The sequence below is a fragment of the Aquimarina hainanensis genome, assembly GCF_042684685.1.
Taxonomy (GTDB): Bacteria; Bacteroidota; Bacteroidia; order Flavobacteriales; family Flavobacteriaceae; genus Aquimarina; species Aquimarina hainanensis.
In genome coordinates, this window is sequence record NZ_JBHULX010000002.1 from 74,983 (window position 1) to 94,373 (window position 19,391).

At 35.3% G+C, this 19,391-nt stretch carries 17 protein-coding genes and 1 other RNA gene; 7 read left to right on the plus strand and 11 right to left on the minus strand.

Annotation, left to right across the window (positions count from 1 at the left end; genetic code table 11):
- Window positions 1-71 precede the first annotated feature (71 nt).
- The 8 genes from ACFSTE_RS03110 to ACFSTE_RS03145 all read right to left on the minus strand — a co-directional run bounded on the left by ACFSTE_RS03110 (window position 72) and on the right by ACFSTE_RS03145 (window position 10,736).
- The gene (locus ACFSTE_RS03110; protein WP_378256282.1) at window positions 72-1,145 is read right to left on the minus strand and encodes a hypothetical protein; all 1,074 of its coding nucleotides are present in this window, start codon (window positions 1,143-1,145) and stop codon (window positions 72-74) included.
- Window positions 1,146-1,383: 238 nt separating this feature from the next.
- Window positions 1,384-2,193: a hypothetical protein gene (locus ACFSTE_RS03115; protein WP_378256280.1), complete on the minus strand. Its 810-nt coding sequence runs from the start codon at window positions 2,191-2,193 to the stop codon at window positions 1,384-1,386.
- Window positions 2,194-2,397: 204 nt separating this feature from the next.
- Complete coding sequence (locus tag ACFSTE_RS03120; RefSeq protein ID WP_378256278.1) at window positions 2,398-4,593, minus strand: hypothetical protein; 2,196 nt, start codon at window positions 4,591-4,593, stop codon at window positions 2,398-2,400.
- Between the two features lie 147 nt (window positions 4,594-4,740).
- The gene (locus tag ACFSTE_RS03125; RefSeq protein WP_378297954.1) at window positions 4,741-5,331 is read right to left on the minus strand and encodes a hypothetical protein; all 591 of its coding nucleotides are present in this window, start codon (window positions 5,329-5,331) and stop codon (window positions 4,741-4,743) included.
- 626 nt (window positions 5,332-5,957) lie between these two features.
- Window positions 5,958-6,113: a hypothetical protein gene (locus ACFSTE_RS03130; protein ID WP_176029354.1), complete on the minus strand. Its 156-nt coding sequence runs from the start codon at window positions 6,111-6,113 to the stop codon at window positions 5,958-5,960.
- Window positions 6,114-6,379: 266 nt separating this feature from the next.
- A complete protein-coding gene (locus ACFSTE_RS03135) occupies window positions 6,380-6,760 on the minus strand; it encodes a GNAT family N-acetyltransferase (protein WP_176029355.1) in 381 nt (126 codons plus the stop codon).
- Window positions 6,761-7,089: 329 nt separating this feature from the next.
- Window positions 7,090-8,298 carry a DUF4374 domain-containing protein gene (locus tag ACFSTE_RS03140; RefSeq protein ID WP_176029356.1) on the minus strand — a complete coding sequence of 403 codons (1,209 nt, stop codon included), beginning with the start codon at window positions 8,296-8,298 and terminating at the stop codon, window positions 7,090-7,092.
- Between the two features lie 26 nt (window positions 8,299-8,324).
- Window positions 8,325-10,736, minus strand: coding sequence for a TonB-dependent receptor (locus ACFSTE_RS03145; protein WP_378297956.1), 2,412 nt, complete (start codon window positions 10,734-10,736; stop codon window positions 8,325-8,327).
- Between the two features lie 187 nt (window positions 10,737-10,923).
- Here ACFSTE_RS03145 and ACFSTE_RS03150 point away from each other — a divergent pair, with 187 nt between their 5' ends.
- Together ACFSTE_RS03150 and ACFSTE_RS03155 are read left to right on the plus strand one after the other, a co-directional pair.
- On the plus strand, window positions 10,924-11,979 hold the full coding sequence (locus tag ACFSTE_RS03150; protein WP_378297958.1) for a sensor histidine kinase: 1,056 nt from the start codon (window positions 10,924-10,926) through the stop codon (window positions 11,977-11,979).
- Window positions 11,976-12,656: a LytR/AlgR family response regulator transcription factor gene (locus ACFSTE_RS03155; protein WP_378256265.1), complete on the plus strand. Its 681-nt coding sequence runs from the start codon at window positions 11,976-11,978 to the stop codon at window positions 12,654-12,656. The genes ACFSTE_RS03150 and ACFSTE_RS03155 overlap by 4 nt, the downstream gene beginning before the upstream one ends.
- A 114-nt stretch (window positions 12,657-12,770) precedes the next feature.
- Here the strand turns inward: ACFSTE_RS03155 and ssrA are convergent.
- Window positions 12,771-13,168, minus strand: a transfer-messenger RNA (tmRNA) gene (gene ssrA / locus ACFSTE_RS03160).
- A gap of 154 nt (window positions 13,169-13,322) precedes the next feature.
- On the opposite strand from ssrA, the gene ACFSTE_RS03165 reads away from it, so the two are divergent.
- From ACFSTE_RS03165 to ACFSTE_RS03175, 3 genes are all read left to right on the plus strand, one after another.
- The gene (locus tag ACFSTE_RS03165) at window positions 13,323-14,531 is read left to right on the plus strand and encodes an NAD(P)-dependent oxidoreductase (RefSeq protein ID WP_378258925.1); all 1,209 of its coding nucleotides are present in this window, start codon (window positions 13,323-13,325) and stop codon (window positions 14,529-14,531) included.
- A 77-nt stretch (window positions 14,532-14,608) separates the two neighbouring features.
- A complete protein-coding gene (gene pyrF / locus ACFSTE_RS03170) occupies window positions 14,609-15,430 on the plus strand; it encodes an orotidine-5'-phosphate decarboxylase (protein ID WP_378256261.1) in 822 nt (273 codons plus the stop codon).
- 31 nt (window positions 15,431-15,461) lie between these two features.
- Window positions 15,462-16,259, plus strand: coding sequence for an ABC transporter substrate-binding protein (locus tag ACFSTE_RS03175; RefSeq protein WP_176029362.1), 798 nt, complete (start codon window positions 15,462-15,464; stop codon window positions 16,257-16,259).
- Here ACFSTE_RS03175 and ACFSTE_RS03180 read toward each other — a convergent pair.
- Together ACFSTE_RS03180 and ACFSTE_RS03185 are read right to left on the minus strand one after the other, a co-directional pair.
- Window positions 16,256-16,474, minus strand: a complete 219-nt coding sequence (locus tag ACFSTE_RS03180; RefSeq protein WP_176029363.1) for a Lacal_2735 family protein — start codon at window positions 16,472-16,474, stop codon at window positions 16,256-16,258. The genes ACFSTE_RS03175 and ACFSTE_RS03180 overlap by 4 nt on opposite strands.
- A gap of 103 nt (window positions 16,475-16,577) precedes the next feature.
- A complete protein-coding gene (locus tag ACFSTE_RS03185) occupies window positions 16,578-17,294 on the minus strand; it encodes a DUF4197 domain-containing protein (RefSeq protein ID WP_176029364.1) in 717 nt (238 codons plus the stop codon).
- A gap of 242 nt (window positions 17,295-17,536) precedes the next feature.
- Between ACFSTE_RS03185 and ACFSTE_RS03190 the strand changes: the two genes are divergently transcribed.
- Window positions 17,537-17,896 carry a BlaI/MecI/CopY family transcriptional regulator gene (locus tag ACFSTE_RS03190; protein WP_176029365.1) on the plus strand — a complete coding sequence of 120 codons (360 nt, stop codon included), beginning with the start codon at window positions 17,537-17,539 and terminating at the stop codon, window positions 17,894-17,896.
- The gene (locus ACFSTE_RS03195) at window positions 17,897-19,324 is read left to right on the plus strand and encodes a M56 family metallopeptidase (protein ID WP_378256258.1); all 1,428 of its coding nucleotides are present in this window, start codon (window positions 17,897-17,899) and stop codon (window positions 19,322-19,324) included.
- Window positions 19,325-19,391 lie beyond the last annotated feature (67 nt).

The window sequence follows — 19,391 nt, forward strand, 5'->3', positions numbered from 1 at the left end:
TTGTTTCAAATTGCACACAACGGTTTGGCTAAACTGCGTTTTAATGCAGTTTAGGTTTTGTTGGCAGTAGTTTATATTCGAGGAGCAGTAAAAGATTTCCATTCTCCATTTATCCTAAGCATCTCTCCGAATGAATATTTATGAATCCTACCATTAATTTTTAATTTAAAATAGAAATGAGTTGTCTCTATAGCGCCATTTCCTTTTGGTGAAATTATTCTTGAATACCCTCTGAAATCTTTTAAAAAGCCAGAATATTCTATGTTTATATCATCAGCCACTGTTAACAACTCTATTTCACTTTTAGGTTCAATTTTAGCTAAAAGCCTTAAAAAATATGAAGAATATGATTCTTTACTTTTTTCTAACATAATGTGTATTTCATCATTATTCTTTTTCTGAAAAGCCTCAGGAATACCTCTATAATAAAGTTTGTTACTTTCAAAATGTTGAACAGTGTTTATATCAGGACATAGTCTGTAAGCAAATTTTTTTAGAGAAATACTGTCTTTGGTTTTCAGGTAATTAGTTAAGTCGTTTAAAATTTTAATCAGTTCGTCTTTATGGTATTTTATTGTTTTTTTTGAAGGAGTTTTTAGTGTTTTAAAATTCCCTAAAGCTTTTTTTGGAAAAATTTTGGAGACTATTTCATCTATTTTTGGATTAAATATTTCTTTACCATTACAGTCCCAATGATTAATATAGTCGGCTGGATGTTCCTTTCGTTTTAACTTAATAATTTCATTTCCTTTTATTAATTCAATTGAGAGGTCATATGGAGTAGAAAAAACTTTTTGTTTATAATAGTTAACCTTTGATTCTTGTTTAGCTAAATCAAATAAGTCATTGAAACTACCAAAATCAATTTTACTTAGTAGTTTTATTCTTTTTTTATCACTTTTAGATATTAAAACTGTATCCGGTGTAGCTTTATGATTAGCGCTGTATTCAATAATTTCATTAGAGATTAAAGCTTTATCATTATTAATGAAAGATAATTCATATCTCAATGAATTGTCAATTATAGTGTCGGTTGCTTTTACACCTTTAATTATATCTGTTTCTCGAAATGATGAAGTAAAATTTATTGTTTGTCCTTGACAATAGTATAAGCCAAGTATTATAAATAATAATGTGTATTTCATTTTTTTTCTAATTATTGCCAACGTGTTTGTGTATGAAACGCCGCACATGTAAAAAGACACTAACTTTTCAGGTTAACACAGAGCCGGATTTTTATATTTTGTTTTTAATTTTTCAATTCTAAAAGCCAAATTTAAAAATTTGGCGGTCTTAGTAAATGAAACAGAATCTTTCGATTTAGTATTTATTAGCTATGTTTTATACACGTTGTTAGCGTGCGTTTTTTATTTCTATTCTTCTTTATAGCTTTTTTGGATAACCTAATATATTCGCAAAATCTTTATAAGTTTCGACAAAATCATTATTTATCATTGTTGAAAAACAACTACTTATCCAAATTATTTCTGAGTTAGAAAATATTAAATCAAATTTAGGCATACCTAAATAAATCTCAATTTCCTTTTCCCATCCAAAATCACCTCCACGAATAACAGCTTTTTTTGTTTCATAATTTCCAATAAAAAAGAATTGCTCTCCATGTTCATTTTCATAGTATCCTATGTATTTATTCTTTTTATCAATTTTAGGTATTTTTCCTGAACTATCAATATGATTGTTTTCTATGGTAAAAACATCATCTCTCATTTTTTCCATATATTCATCATAGTGCTTACTAACCAAATTAACAAGCATATTGATATCAATAATTGTTAAGTTTTTATTTTTGAAATATTCTTTAATTTTATCTTTTGCATTAACAGTAATAGTGCTATTTGTTAAAAGCCAAACTGTATCTAACGTAACTTGTTTTTGACCATTAAAAATAGTTTTAGGTAAACGAAAGGATTCGCCTATTTGACGTTCGATTTCGTCAACATTCGATTGTTGTATTTTTTTACTTTTAACAACAACGCCTACATAAGTTTCCTTAAGTAAAATTTCATCTTCCAGAATTAAAATAAAATCTGCTCCATATTCTCTATTTCCATGTGTATACTCAACGTGCTTAATTTTGGGGATTTTTCCAAGAAAATTTCTTAAAAACGGATGAAAGTCATTTACTTCATGTGTATAAGATTCTATTTTTTTCTTTATTTTTTCAAATACCATTTTTAATTTATTGTATAGAATATTTTAATGCTCGCTAACGGACTTGTGTATGAAACGTAGCGTGCAAAAAGATACTAACATTTCGGGTTAACACAGAGCCGAATTTTTATATTTTGTTTTTAATTTATCATTTTTTAAAAGCCAAATTAAAAATTTGGCGGACTTTCTAAATATACACAAACCTTTCGGTTTAGCCTTTATTAGCTATGTTTTATACACCGTGTTACCTGCTGGCTTTTCTTCACTATTTTTAGATTCTAATAATATCAAATCAGGTCTACCATAATGTGAATACATTAAAAACTCACTTTCAGTATCTTCAATAGTTATATTTAATTCATCTGATAACTTTATTCCTTCATTCATTAAATTGAGAAAAATTTCTTTTCTCTTTCCAAATTGATGTGTCTGTAACAAAAAATAACTAAGTCTTTCTTTTTCTTCATCAGTCATTTCTCGGTTCAACTTTATGTTTGTTTTTAAGTAAGCTTCGTGTAGTATTGAGCTTCTAATTATTTGAGATATAAAACTTAGCCAATTTGAATGAACTTGACGACTGAATTCTACATTTAACAAGTTTAATAGTCTCAAATAGTATACTGTTCCGCGTTGTATTGAAATCGGTAAGAAAGTACCTGTAACAGTTAATGCACCAGCTTGGAAGAAAGCATCTTGGATTTTGTGAATATATCCATAATTAGGATTAGTATTACAACAAGATAAAAATACAATTGGAGCAAAAATTTTATACTTTATAATATCGTCACCGTATAGTCGCTCACCATTGATAACCAAATAGCTTGTTTTTTTCTCTTCGTCAATATTTCCGTGGCAATCGAAAACTAGTATTTCAGGTTTGTATTTTTCTACTGCACTTGCAATTTCTGAAATAGTCCTACAATATTCATACTTAAAATTTAATCTTCGACTACTTTCTTTAACGGTTTCATAGGAAGCCCTAAATTCGTGGTCGTCATTTTTATCTGCATCAGCACTTAATATTACTAACGTGTTTTTTAATGTCTCTTCATTAACTGAATATTGAATTCTGTTGTTTGCAGAATAATTATTTAAGGTTCCTTGATAGTTTGATTCGTGTATTCTACAAACGTCGTGAGTAAATGAAATAGGTACTGAATCTAAGCATAGTAATTCGATAGGTAAGTCCGAAATTACAAGAATTTGTCCGTCTCGATTTGCTATATATTCTTTAGTTTCTTTTGCAATAGTTAATTCAGATAGCTTAGTTCCAAATTTAATGATTGATTGAAGTTTGTTTTTTCTCGATTTTGAGGTTGAAAAGAAGTTATTTTTAGGATTAAAGAAGCTAAGTTCTTTATAAATAGATTTTCCAATAATTGGAAATCTCATTGTTGGTGAAAAATTAAACGATGCTTGCAAAAAGGCAATTCCATCTAACAATTTTAATTTTGGGTTTAAGATTGTTCTTAATGCTATTTCAGCAAGAATTTTTTCTTCATCGCTATTAGCTTCAAAGTAATTTAAATAATCTGTTGATTGTTCTATATGTAATACCTTTGAGTAAATTTTTTCTTTTTTAGTCTTAGCATTGTCTTTAGTTAAACCGTAAATTGTTGGATTGTAGAAAGGAAAGCTTAGTACTAAAATAGGTAGTCTATGTGACGAATTTCTCTCTTTTATAAATTTTAAATGACGATTATCAATTTCAATTACAGAATCTAATAGAATTTTATTTCTAATATTCGTTTTTGGAGTATCAACTGATTTAGGGTATTTTAATTTCCAAAATTCATTATTAATTTGTGTCGAAGTAAAATAATTCGCAATAGTTGGATTGAAATTATATATTTTTCTGTCATTCTCTTCTTTATTTACCTTAAATTTAAATCCTTTTGAGCCTTCAGTTATTTGTGAAAGAACAGATTTTATTTTTTTAAAATTACTTCCGTAAGTTTCTATTAAGTCAATAGCATTGTCGAAATAATGACTTTTATTAAAAAATTCCGGTTGCTTGTCTGATTTTCCGCAAAATGTATAATTCCAGACTTTTTGCCCCGAATTTAAAATTGATTTTTTTACAACTTTTAAGTCCGCTTCTAAATCTATAAAATATACGACAGGTCTATTCTCTAAATTTAAAAGTTTGGTGTACGCATTAATAGGATTAATTGGCAATTTTAGTTGCTCATCTGTAAAAGTCAACAAATTTAATGCGGGATTTATGTCTTTAATAATAATTGACGTTTCAAAAAATAAATTTTGATTATGAAGTTGCATTAAATCACGAGGGAAATGTGATAATGAGTTAAAAAGATTGTTAGATGCATTTTGTGTAAAGTCAATTATTCCTTGAACTCCAAAGTCTTTCTGTATAAATATATATTGAATTGATGATGATGAAGTTGCTCGTATTTTCATTTTTTAGCTTGCTGGTAACGTTTTTGTGTATGAGTAGTAGTGGATTTCTACTCACTAACTTTTCGGTTTTGCTCTGACCCTTGTTTTATGTTTATATTTTCGTTTTTCACTTAAACCGCTATTACTTATACAACGTGTTACCTGTAGTTATTTTCTATTAAACGTTTTAAAATCAAATGTTTTTCCCCACCCGTCTTCTTCTGAAAATGGATGTTCAGTTGATATCTTTTCAAAATCGAATTCAAAATCCAAATTAGTAATTTTAAGGATTTCAATGAGATACTTTAATGTACTTTTACTATTTCCTTTACTCATTGCTCCATACATTTCTGCACGGCCTATACTTTCGCATAGTTCAACAACTTCTTTGATAGTCTTATTCTCTGAAACTTTATAAAAAGCTATTAGTTCGTCATAAAAGGATGCACTTAGTATTTCAAGTGATACACCATTATACCAATCTTTGTCTCTGGAACTGTTATATTCTTTGCAAAAGGTGTTAAACTTCTGTAAATCGGTAATGATTTCACTACTTGTAGCATTGTATGGTAAATATGCTTTCATTTCTTCTTCCCAAATATCTAACTTCTCTGCTCTAGTAAATTCGCCTAACTTCCTAATCAAAGTTCTAGAAAAGTCTGTATGATGTATATTTCGTTCTCTCAGTAGTAGTTTTATACAAGATAATCCAATAGCAAATCTTCCTCTTACAGATATATTTTTTAAGTGTTTTTCCAATTTCTTCTAATTACAGGTAACAATTGGATATGTGTACCGGTACACATATTTCCATTATATGTATCTCAAATCTAGTGGATTTCTAATTGATTTAAAATTATTTAGGGCAACTTGCGTAAATTTCGGTTGTTTTGGTGCTGCTATGCCCTAATAAAGTTTGTATCTATCTAATATCTGTTCGGTCTTCTAAAAGATGAGTGGCAAAAGAATGCTTTAACATTTGTGGGAGTGTTTTTCGTAAGATACCAGACGTAGCACTAGCCCTCCTAACAATTTTTGCCACCCGGGGCTCCTGCAAATTAATTAGGTAGCAAGATGATATGAAGCGCTGGATTGTGATGGTTTTAGGAGCTTTTTTTCTCCAATTGTACTCCCTGAAAACAAGCGTAAAATGCTCCAGAAAACAATGGCTTATAAAGTGTTTTTGACTTAAAAAGGAAGAAAAAAACGGTATTTTAGTAAGTTATTTCTTATTTTTTTGTTTGAAAAAAGAGACGTACAGCAATGAATCAAGTGTTGTACAACAATTTGACGTTTATTCTTAGAGAAAAACGGCTTTTTTGAGTAAAAAAAGCCCCAACATCTAAGTTTTTAATGTTGAGGTCAAGTGGATGTATCCTGTTTTTTTATAGGTTGGGATGATCCCTTTTTAGGGAATCAGGACCATAGAATTCCTGATTGCTCATAAAAGGTATATGCATGCTTTGATATGCAATGTGCCCTTCCAGGATCGGGCTACCACAATATTGAGACAGGGTTTCTATTGATATATGGTTATACATGATTACTACATTTTATAAAGGATATTACAAGAAGCATTCCGAAGTATATATGTTAAGTGTTAGTTATTTGTAAAACAGTGAATTGTATTGGTGTTGTTTGATGTCATCCCCTAATATAAAAGTCATTTCTATATCATTATCAGAAACGATTCGCTGTCGGGGTGTATGTTGTGTAGCCGGAACTGCCAAAATCTGGTAAGAACTGATTAAAGAGGGGAATCCGGATGTGGTTGAAATGTCTGATAGTCCGTGAGTGTTCTTTGGGATTAGATTACTTTAAACAAACTGCCTTCTCTGTGGTATCCTAAGGTTGTATAATAAGAGTCGGCATCCGACATCACGAAAACTTCCTGATCCGGGAAGGCAGTTCGTATGCTTTCCAGAAGTTTTTTTCCTATTGCGTTCCCTCGATATCTTTTAGTGACTAATAAATCCACTACCCAGACATAGAAACCAGTGTCGTCTAGCGCCCGTATATATCCGCAGAGTTGATTGTGAGTATAGGCTACATAGGTAATCGAATGTTCCAGTGCAAGCCGGTATTTAGGAAGGAGGTAAGTTTTCCATTCCTCTCCTTCGGATTTAATAAGAGTTCGCAAGGCATCGTAATCTCTGGAAGATGTATATTTTCTTAGTACTATATCCATGTGTGGGTTCGGTAGTTTTAAAATGACAACTTAGGTCGGCTATGGGTACTGATTCAGATATTTATGACAAAATCAGGTGTTTTTTATTTCCCTTGAAATATAGTTAAAAATAGAAAGGTTTCCTATGAGAATAAGAGATGGACGGTTCTTATGCAGACGCATGTACAGATGTTTTTAGCGATACTTAGTTATATAGTGAAACCGAAAACGATTACAATGTTTTTTGGGGGGCAGGAGTTTAGTACACGATCAGGTATAAAAACCATAACGCCGGCAGTTTGGTAGAACCGCCAGCGCTATGGATAAGTGAAATAAATCTAAAAAAAAGCTTACTTAAAAGGTAAAAACCCCTGGATGGCGTCTGTTCCCGTATAAGATAATCCTTTGGTAACGGTATTGGTCGCTGCATCGTAGATGTATATATTGTTTCCTTCTGTTTCGGTATTTCCCACAATCGCTACTTTTCCGTTGCCTATAGAGCGAACGGTTCTTCTAGGGTATTTGGATAGCGGAAGGTTTAATTTGGTCGTTTCTTTAGTGATTAAATCAATCGCATGGTATTCGATCACATAACTACCCTGGTAGTCTTTGTATTCTGTAATTAGATCACTTCTGAATACCTGAACAACGGCTTTGTTGTTTCCGGCATATGCCATTCCTGCTGTATGATTGCCCCCGAATTTTTCGCTTAGGTTAAAAAAATAGGTATCGTCAAAATCAGAAGCTCCTGCTTTAATCCTTACAATTCCTGATGGGATGGATTCGTTTGCTCCCCAGTAATCGGTATTGGTAGAGGTGAGGTATAAATCTCCGTTTTCTACAATAGCATGAGAAGATACTACACTAAACCCTACACCTGCGGCCTTGTCAGTAGTAATGACTTTTTCATAAGCCATTGTTTCTGCATTGTATATGGCGATAGAGGCTTGATTAAATGCCCCCCAATTAGCATCTGCATGATAGAACGGAACGTAGATTTTATTGTCCTTAAGGATATACAGGGAAGGAGCAGATTTATCCCCCTCATTAATGGGAAGCGTGATGGTACCTGCAGTTTCTTCTGTCATATCTGTAGTGTTGATTATCTGGTAATTAAATACGCCTCCATCGGCAGCCCGGGCTCCCGTAGAAACTAATAAACGATTGTCGGACAAAAATTCAGAAACAGGTCCCCCGCTGATTCCTGTATTAGGAACGGATCCGAGAGGAGTTAATATCCCATCTTCATTAACCTCGTACTTGGTTAGTTTTGTTTCAGAGTTTAGATAGATATATCCGTCCTTACCATTAATTACTACATTATAGGGTAAATTGGGGATCTCCTGTGCATCCAGAATATTGGCATTTCCTGTTTCTACATCATCAATGATATGAAATGGATACAAATCGGTAGCCGGCAGGGCTAATGCAAGTAGGAACTTATAGTCTTTTTTGGGGTCTTCTTCTACGGTGTTTGGCGTATCATCATCACTGCTGCATGAAAAAAGCGATAGTACGATTATAAATAGGACACCTAAACTGATTACTTTAGTATTCATTGTTTTTATTTATGGTTTTTAAAAAATTAATTATCCAGAAAGAACCGGTACTTTAGATAAAAGGCACTTCCTGGTTTTGATTGTCTAAAATTGTCATATGCCGAAGCGTCAAAAATATTTTGCACTTCGATGTTTACATTGTGTTTTCCGTTTGTTGAAGAGAATGTAATTCCTGCATTGTTTAGGAATTGGGTTGGGATTTCATTTTTATCCGTCAGGGTAGCTGCTTTCTTATAGGCGACATAGAACTTATCGACAAAATTTACTCCGTAATAAACCGAAGTATTCACCTTGCGTATCAGGTTTGGCAATTGATAGCTGATGTCTGCATTGGCAAAAAGAGAAGGAGTATTCGGTAGTTGCTGTTTTTCGAATACGCGTTCTTCTATGGATCCGGAGGGAAAATCCTGATTGTTGAGTACCTGCTGCCAGGTCAGATTCCCGCTGAATCTCAGTTTTTTGTACTGGTATATAAGATCCCATTCGACTCCCCGTATTAAAACATCTTCTTCATTTTGATAGGAGTTGACCAAGCCCGAGAACTGAAAACGGATAAAGTTTTTTACATCTCTGCGGAATAGATGTACCTCGTTTTTCAGGAATCCGTTATCGGTAGGGTAGGTATACCCGATTCCCAGATTTATATTTTTACTGATTTCGGGTTGCAAACCGGGAACTGCCAGAATGCTTAATCCATCTCCGAATATTTCTTTTGGTTGCGGGATTCTGTATCCTTTTTCATAAGAACCTTTTAGCAATAAGTCGGGGGTGATAAAATACCGGGTCGAAAATGAGTATCCCAGTCTGTCCTGTATCGTCGAAACATCCTCTATTCCAATAGAGGAATCGGTAAAAGTGATGGCTTGTTTTGCCAGGGTTTTGAAATAATAGTGTTTAAGAGCAAGGACGCTTTCTAATTTTTGATCAAAAAAGGTTGTGGTATAGGCGAAACCGCTAACTGCCTTTTTGATGGTATTTGGAGATTTGAAAGGTTGATTTTCTTCGGTATTAATTCTGTTTTCCCCCTCCCGGCTTATTTCAGAATAGATATGATTCAGACCGATAGTATGCCCTTCACTGATGTTGTAATTCGCATGAACACGGTACTGGAACTGCGACTGATTAAACTTAAACAGGGTTTTGGGCTGTAAAAACTCCCCGCGACCATCTTGTATTTCGTTTACTTTAAAACTTCCGTCCCAGCTATACCGGTTGGATGAGGTGTCAATACTGGTGCGCTTGATCGTGTTGTATAAAGCAAAAATATCTAAGCTCAACCGCTCGTCGAATATCCTGGATTTGGTATAGCGAAGACGTACCGTTTGGTTGTGTTCTTCTTCTGTAGCTTCTCCGATAGGTCTGTTATTCAATCCCTGAATTTCCCGGTCAATTCCGGCAGCGGCAAAATCAACGATAAGTGCATCTGCCCATTGTGTATTGGTAAAACCAAGCCCGATATTTCCCAGTACAGAGCGGTATTGATCGTGAAATCGCTCGACATCTCCGGTTACCTCTGTATCGATTTCTCTCTCGATACCGTTTTGAATTACGGTTTCCTTGACAAAGTAATTTACATCCCGCATAAGGTAATTGTTATCGCTGTAATTGTAGATACCGCTTACTTTGACCGTGAAACCGCTTTTCTCAGCCCGATATTGACTATTGAGATTGAAGCGATGTGTGTTAAATGAACCAACACTATGCGAGACGTCAAAAAAAGAAGCTTTCTTTTTATTGGTTATAATATTAATAGCACCCCCAAGGGCATCCGCCCCAAGTGATACAGGAACAACTCCTTTGTATACATCGATGCGTTCTATAAGATTGACAGAGATATTATTAAGACTGTATGCTTCTCCTAATTCATCAATGGGAATGTCATCGACAAATACCCTGATCTGCTTATCCGTCAGTCCGTTTAATGATAGTTTATAAGAAGATCCCAGCCCCCCGGTGGATCGGATTCTGATCCCGGAGGTCTTGTTTAGGATGACAGAGGCATCAGTCGTATTGTTCTTTAATTGTTTAGTACTGATAGAATTGACAGCGAAACTCTGTTCTTTGATCCTGGTAGTCTTACTTTTTCCAGTTACTGTGACTTCGTCAATAGCTGTTAAATCTGTTTCCAGAGTAATGTTCAGGGTGATTTTTTCTCCTTCACTCAGGGAAACAGTTTGCAGTTGTTTTTTGTATCCCAAACCGGAAACTTCCAGTACATACGCTCCCGGAGCAATATTGTATATGCTATAGGTTCCTTTTACATCCGTATATGCCCCGTGATTGGTATTCCTTAGTAAGGCAGTGATCCCCTCAATCCCATTGTTACGGGTATCTGTTACGGTTCCTGTGATCGTCGCTGGCTCCCCCTGCGCATACGAATAGGGAATCGTACAGCTAGTAAGTATGAAATAGACAACTATTTTTATATAGTTAAACATTATAATTTAGATTAAATAAGAATAATTCGCGAAAGTGTAAAATAAATGAGGGAGATAAAAGGATAAATCTGTCAACGACATTTTTAATATGGCGAACGTCACTTTTAAAAAATCAGCAGGTTAATTGTGAAATAATAGGCGTATTTGCTTAAAGATTATTCTATTTTTGAGGTCAATTTTGATGGTAATGAAGCAGCAATTACATGCATTTTTTACAAAAAACTATGCAGAGATTATATATCAGTTATTAGTTTCTGTAGCGTTGTTTTTTTTCTATTCTTTTATACAGGAAGAAGGGATTTATAATTCGGAAGCGATCCAAAAGTGGATTCCTTATAAAATTGCATTTTTTGGTAATTACATGGTGGCAGCCATGTTTATTAATTATGTCTTATTACCTAAGTTGTATTCTAGAAAACGCTTTGGATTGTTTTTTACCAGTGTTGCGTTATTGATCATCCTAGTCATTCTTACAGATGAATTTTTCCTGGAAAAAATATATTTTCCGGAGACTAGAGGAACGTATTTTCCGGGAGTGTTTTTTACTCTGGTGGAAACACTTCCTTTAATCATATTTTATATGGGGTTTAAGTTTGCCTGGGATTACAATAAAAAACAAAGCGAGATAGAAAAATTAAAAGTACTGGTTAAGGATAGTGAATTACAATTTTTAAAATCTCAGATTAACCCTCATTTTCTCTTTAATAACCTGAATAATTTGTACGCATACGCATTAGAAGAGTCTCCTAAGACACCTACCATCATCTTAGAATTGTCATCAGTGTTGCGCTATATGTTATACGATTGCAAAGAGGATTTTGTACCACTTCCTAAGGAGGTGGAACACCTGAAGAATTTTACAGAGTTATACAAGCTTCAGATAGAGCATAGGGGAGATATACAGTTTCATACCAATGTAGCAGCTTCAGAATATTCTATAGCCCCTCTGATTCTTATGGTATTTATAGAGAATGCGTTTAAACATAGTACGAATTCTCAGTCCGAAGGAATTGAGATTGAGATAGCTATTACGGTATCCCAAACAGGAGTTTTGAATTTTATTTGCAAAAACGGGTTTTCTCCATTGGATCAAAAAGGAAATACCTCCAGAGGAATAGGGATACTCAATGTCAGAAAGCGTTTAGAATTATTATACCCTAATGCGCATACATTGGAAATTACAAATACGGATACCGTCTTTAATGTAGCGTTAAAAATGCAGTTAAAACCGATAGGACAATGATTAGATGTGTTATAATAGAAGATCAGCCGCCAGCACAGCGAATACTGAAAAAATATATTTTAGGAGTAGATGATTTACTGCTGATGGAAACATTCTCTGATGTGATCAAAGCAAAAGAGTATATGCAGACAACTACTATCGATTTGCTATTTCTGGATGTTCATCTGCCGAAAATATCGGGGATTGATTTTTTAAAATCTTTTCCGAATCACCCCAAAGTAATTCTTACGACTGCTTTTTCTGAATACGCGCTGGAGAGTTATGCATTTAATGTGGTGGATTATTTATTAAAACCGATACCCTACGAACGGTTTTTGCAGGCGATTGCCAAATTGAGAACTAGTATTGTCTCTCAAGCAGAAAAAGCAGCAACGACCGTGATAATTAAATCAGGATATGAGCATATTAAGGTATATACCGACGCTATTATATATATTAAATCTGATTCTGATTATACAGAGGTTAATACAGTGGAGAAGAAATACCTGAGTAAAGATTCTTTAAAGCAATGGTTGGAAAAACTGAATGAAAATGATTTTTGCCAGGTGCATAAATCCTACCTGATTAACGTACAGTATCTGAGCAAAGTTGTAGGTAACACGATTTATTTAGCAGATAACAATATTCCGATAGGGAGGGCTTTTAAGAAGCATTTTGTTTCCCGTTATTTACAGTAGCCATGCAACCAGGATATGCTTAGAAAGGGGAGGAGTTGTCTTTTTGATAAAATGAGTTGTTGCATTCCCCTTAAAAAAATAAACCCCAGTAAATACTGAGGTTTTGAAGTGTTTTTGTGGAGTCGGAGGGATTCGAACCCTCGTCCAAACAAGTAACAAAACAGCTTTCTACACGCTTAGTTTTTGTTTAATTGTCGATGTAAGACCGATCAAAAACTACCTATCTTACACGTATTCTCTAAGAGTTTCGAGAGGATATTGAGACCCTACCTTCTCTAGGTTTATTTTTACGAAGTCTCAAAATCAATCGCCATAAACCAAGGCTATTGGGAGACTTCCTGCTTGTTCGCCTTGCGAACCGAGGCATTATCCTACTATAATTCAGATTATGCAGCTAGGGCGTAGTTATTCTCGCCGTTTAAAAAAGATGAAATATGATATTAGCGAGCTGTATTTCAGCGCTCGACGTGCTTACCATCGTATTAATCTCGCTGTCAAAACCAGTCGACCCCGATGGTGTTTCCATAAAAATTGATCATCAACAGAATCAGGAATCAAATGTTCATGCCTATTTTGATCAAAAATCAATGTGGGCGGCAAATATAATCATAAATATTATACCTTTAACCTCGCTTTTTGAATAATCAATATTTATACCAAATTATTATGACAAGATTCGGAATCATTAAAGAACGAAAAAACCCGCCAGATCGTCGTGTTGTCTTTTCTCCAAAGGGAGCCAAAAAGGCAGTAGATCAGTATCCGGATGCAACTTTTGTAGTAGAAGCCTCAGATGTTCGGGTCTTTAGTGATGAAGCGTATAAAGCCGAGGGGTTTGAGGTAACCACAGATATGTCGGATTGCGATGTACTATTAGGAGTAAAAGAAGTACCTGTAGATGCGTTACTTCCGAATAAAAAATACTTTTTCTTCTCGCATACAATCAAGAAGCAACCTTATAACCGAAAGTTGCTAAAAGCCGTATTAGATAAGAATATAGAGCTGTATGATCATGAAGTAATAGTGAATACGGCAGGTTTCAGGTTGATTGGGTTTGGTCGCTATGCCGGGATTGTAGGAACCTACAATGGGATAAGAGCCTGGGGAACCACTCAGGGAACATTTCAGATTCCCAAGGCTTCTGAATTGCCTGATCAGCGGGCACTGGAAGATACCCTGCGATCTATAGCCTTGCCCCCGATCAAAATTGTACTAACAGGTAATGGAAAAGTAGGAAGTGGTGCCAAAGAAATACTGGATGCGATGAACATCAGAGAGGTGTCTGTAGAAGAATATCTGACCCGGCAGTTTGAAGAGGCTGTATATGTACAGATTGATGTATTAGATTATAACAAAAGAAAAGATGGTCAACAGCTGCCCAAAGAAGACTTTTATACCAATCCTGCAGACTATAGAAGTGATTTTATGAAATATGCCGCTGTAAGTGACCTGTACATCGCCGGTCATTTTTATGGAGATGGCGCTCCTTATATTTTTACTCGGGAAGATGCAAAGTCTCCTGATTTTAAAATTCAGTTGGTAGCAGATATATCCTGTGATATAGACGGACCGGTAGCTTCTACATTGCGAGCATCTACTATAGCAGCTCCTATATATGGATACCATCCGCAAAAAGAGATAGAAGTAGATGCTATGGATAAAGAAGCGATTGTGGTTATGGCAGTTGATAATCTCCCATGCGAGCTACCAGCGGATGCCAGTGAAGGTTTTGGAGCGATGTTTTTAGAACATGTCATTCCGGCATTTTTCACAGATGATAAGGAAGGAATATTAGAAAGAGCGAGAATGACTCAAAATGGCGCATTGACCCAACGATATGCATATCTACAGGATTATGTAGATGGAAAAGAATAAAAAATAAAAAATGCGATCCCAGGTTTTGGTATCCTGGGATTTGCTTTAATATCTTTGCAGCGTTAAAGCAGAGAACGATGACAACTGAGCAACTTGTAGCCCAAATAAATAAAAAACAATCCTTTTTGTGTATAGGACTAGATGTAGACCTTACTAAAATACCCCCACAGCTGTTAGAGACAGAGGATCCTATTTTTGAATTCAATAAAGCGATTATAGATGCTACGCATCATTTGGCGGTGGCCTATAAACCCAATACGGCTTTTTATGAAGCGTATGGAATCAAAGGGTGGAAGTCTCTGGAAAAAACCATTCAGTATATCAATACCCATTATCCCGAAATGTATACCATAGCTGATGCAAAAAGGGGAGATATCGGAAATACAAGTGCGATGTATGCCAAAGCTTTTTTCGAAGATCTGGGGTTTGATTCCGTGACAGTAGCCCCCTATATGGGAAAAGATTCTGTAGAACCTTTTTTATCCTTCGAAGATAAACACACTATTATGTTGGCGCTGACATCCAATGAAGGAGCTTTTGATTTTCAAACAAAGGAAACCGAAGGAAAAGAATTGTATAAACAGGTATTAGAAACCTCTACTTCCTGGAACAATGCCTCCCAGCTTATGTATGTAGTGGGAGCAACAAAGGCGACGTACTTTACAGAGATTCGAAAGATTGTACCGGATAGTTTCTTATTAGTTCCTGGAGTAGGAGCGCAGGGAGGAAACTTACAGGATGTATGTAAGTACGGAATGAATAATCAGGTTGGTCTTTTGATTAATTCGTCCAGAGGGATTATCTATGCATCTAAAGGAACTGATTTTGCAGCTGCGGCGGCGGCAAGTGCCCTGACGTTGCAACAAGAGATGCAGCAGATTTTAGCGGGTAGAAAGTAGTTTTAGCAATGTGTTATCAAATAGATATGTGATGGAACATCAGGATCAGTTAGGTCGATCTGTACTTGTAGAGAGAACACCGGTACGGATTGTTTCTTTAGTGCCTTCCCTGACAGAGTTGCTCGTGTCTTTGGGGTTGGAAGATCGCATTGTCGGAGTAACCAAATTTTGTGTTCACCCATCGCATATCCGAAAGTCAAAAACAATCGTCGGAGGTACAAAAACGGTTCACTATGATCGGATAAAAGCCTTGACGCCTGATCTGATTATATGCAATAAAGAAGAGAATACTCAGGAGATTGTCGAGACCCTGGAACGCGATTTTCAGGTTCATGTGTCAGATATGTATACATTGGCAGATGTCTATGAGTTGATCGGTCAGTATGGGGCTCTTTTTGAAGTAACTGAAGCTGCTGCAACGATTAAGAATGCTATAGCTGAGGATCAGGAAGTATTTGTTAGAGAAAGGGCGGGTGTGCTACCCGTTCGAGTGGCGTACTTTATCTGGCGAAAGCCCTGGATGGTGGCAGGAGGGAATACGTTTATTAACTACCTGATGCAGCAGGGAGATTTTGTCAATGTATATGAAGAAACGACTCGCTACCCCGAGATAACACTCCAGTCACTGCTGGAGAAACAGGTACAGGTTGTATTTCTGTCTTCTGAACCATACCCTTTTGCAGATAAGCATATAGAAGAAATAAAGAAAGAAATAGGAGATCAGATTCCGATAATGTTAGTCGATGGGGAATATTTTTCCTGGTATGGTTCCAGGCTATTGGGCGCCTTTGAATATTTCAGGGAGTTACACCGAGAGTTACCTGTTTAGTGATGACTAGCTGTGCGTTTATTGTGTGATAGCACATTTTCCAATTTGTCGATTTCTACCAGAAGCTGTTTTGCCTCTTCGTGGAGTTGATCACATTTTTGTTTGTTTTTAGGAGCGACTGTATACGCGCACTTCATCAACTTCGAATAACGACACTTTAATTTTTCCAGTTGTGTTTTGTTTTTAAACCAGGCAAACATATTTTTCTTCTTCAAGATCTGTGGTCAAAATTACAGGATAGAAAAGAGAAAAGCTCTTAATGTCAAGTTAATGTTCCTAAAAAATAAAGAATCTAAATAATGAGGATAGCAACTAAATTTAGTTTCTATCCTGCAAGCTGAATACTCGTCTCAGTAAGTCCGTAGTTCGGGAGCTGAGTTTTGTTCTGATTTCTTTTTCTTCTATAGCAATCATTTTATAAACACCGTTTAGCGCCTGTCCGGTTACATAATCCGTCAGGTCTGGGTTTACTTTTTGTGTAAAAGGTACAGCATTGTATTTTTTGATAATGTTCGTCCATACACGATCAGCTCCAACACGAGATAATGAAGAGTTGATCACCGGAGAAAACTTACCATATAAACTAGTTTTGGTTTTTCCGATTAAGTATTTTGTGGCGGCATCCTGATTTCCTAACAAGATTTGCTTGGCATCGGTAAAGGTAATCTGGCGAACAGCATTGACAAAAATAGGGGTAGCTTCTTTTACAGCATCTTCTGCTGCTCTGTTTAAAACTTTTAACCCTTCATCAGCTAATTTGCCCAGACCGATGTCTCGTAATGTCTTATCTACTTTTTGTAATTCTTGTGGCAACATTATTTTGACCAGCTGATTTCGGTAAAAACCATCTGTCTGTGTTAGTTTAGAAACCTGCTTGTCAATTCCCTTGTCCAATGCTTGTCGCAGCCCATTTCCTATATCAGCATTACTAAGACCGATCCCTCCTGTATTTTGAGGTAGGTTTTCCATTACTTGTTGTAATTCAGCACAGCTGGATGCGATGACTAATAAAGCGAGCACAAGATACTTTTTCATAAAAAATGGTTTTTAAGATAAAGACAAGATACATGTTTCTTGTTTATCCGCCGTAAAAATAACATACTTTCTCGAAATAAACATAGAAAATAAGAGAAGGAATACAAAGGATGGAAGCGAGAATGAAAAAAATAATTAACTAAATTTTTAGTTTGAACTAATTTTTTAGTTATATTGCAATCAGAAATCACCATATGAACCTGTATCGGTTATTAAAGTGATGCGATTAAAAGAAAACATCCATGAAGCAATTAACGAAAGCAGAAGAAGATATCATGCAAATTTTATGGGAACTGGAAGAGGGGAATGTAGCCGCTATTATAGAAGAGTTTCCGGATCCAAAACCAGCGTATAATACGGTATCAACTATTGTAAGGATCTTAGAGACCAAGGGATTTGTAACTTATAAAAAGAAAGGACGGGGACATATTTATTATCCGGCAGTAAAGAAATCTGAATACAGTAATCAACGTATTCATAAGTTGATGGATGGTTACTTTCAGGGATCTTTCAAAAGCATGGTTTCTTTTTTTGTAAAGAAAAATGAAGTAAGCATGGAAGAAGTAGAGGAGATGATCAAAGAAATTAATAAAAAAGAGTAGATGATGGTGTATTACGTATTTCAGACATTGATTTTTCAATTATTGTTTTTAGCAGTTTATGAATTATTTTTAAGAAAGGAGACCTTTTTTAATGCCAATCGTGGCTATTTATTACTTACACCTATACTGAGTTTACTGATGCCATTTGTTCATATCGGTATGGTGAAACAGACAATACCTGATCAATACGTAATAGCATTACCAGAGATATTACTTACGGGAGATCCGGTGACTGAGCATTCGTATCCAGGGCTATTCGCATGGATTTTCTCCATAGAGGTATGGGGATATGTCTGGGGAGGAGGCGCATTGGTCTGTCTGCTTTTATTTGTGTGGAAACTCTATAAGATTCTAAAGATGAAACAAAATGGAGAAATAACCAGAACAGCAGACATACACTTGGTTTCTCTGCCAGATACCGCAATTGCATTTTCTTTTCTACACCTGATTTTTATGGGGAAGAAAATACCAGCTACTCAGCGCGAGCATATTTTATTACATGAAAAAGTACATGCAGATCAATACCATTCACTGGATTTGTTGTTTTTCGAGTTGCTACGGGTATTCTTTTGGTTTAATCCGTTATTGTATCTATACCAAAAGCGAATTACTGTACTCCATGAATATATTGCAGATGCCAAAGCAGTGAAACTGAAGGGGAAGAAAGAATACTATCAAACCATGTTATCGCAAGTTTTCCAAATAGAAAAAATTTCATTTATCAATACATTTTTTAATCATTCATTAATCAAAAAACGAATCATTATGTTACAAAAATCAAAATCCAGAAAAATTGTTCAGTTAAAGTACTTAATACTGGTTCCGCTAATTTTAGGAATGGTGGTCTACACTTCTTGTACACAGGAGACCATGGCGCAAGGAGGGGAGATGACCGGAGATCAACATAAGAAAGTGAGTACGATGATGCAGCGAATTGAAGACCTCAAAGAAGAAATGCAAAAACAGGGAAATATGACTGAGGAGGAAGAAAAGGCATTAAAGCTCTTGTTGTTGTATACAACGGAAGGAAGCTTAAAAAATCCCTTTTTCAACGATGTTCATGATCTGGTAGAAATTCCTTTTGGTGTGATCGATAAAGTTCCCGTATACCCGGGCTGTGAAGGAATGACAAAAGAAGAAACAAAAAAGTGTTTTTCTCAGAAATTGTCTGCTTTTGTCAGTTCAGAATTTGATACAGGTATTGCCGAAAGAAATAATCTTACCGGAGAACAGAAAGTAGCTGTACATTTTAAGATTGACAAAACGGGTAAAGTAGGAGGACTAAAAATAAAAACAGATAGTGAAGAATTGAGAAAAGAAGCAGTGCGTTTAATGAAAGCATTACCTGTAATGATTCCGGGAGAACAAGACGGAGTGAAAATAGGCGTAGCATATACACTACCTATTAAGTTTACGATCAAAAAATAAGCGCGATTGATCTGATATTTTTTGAAGAAATAACCTGAAGTTGGTGCATACCTGTCATCACCAAAAT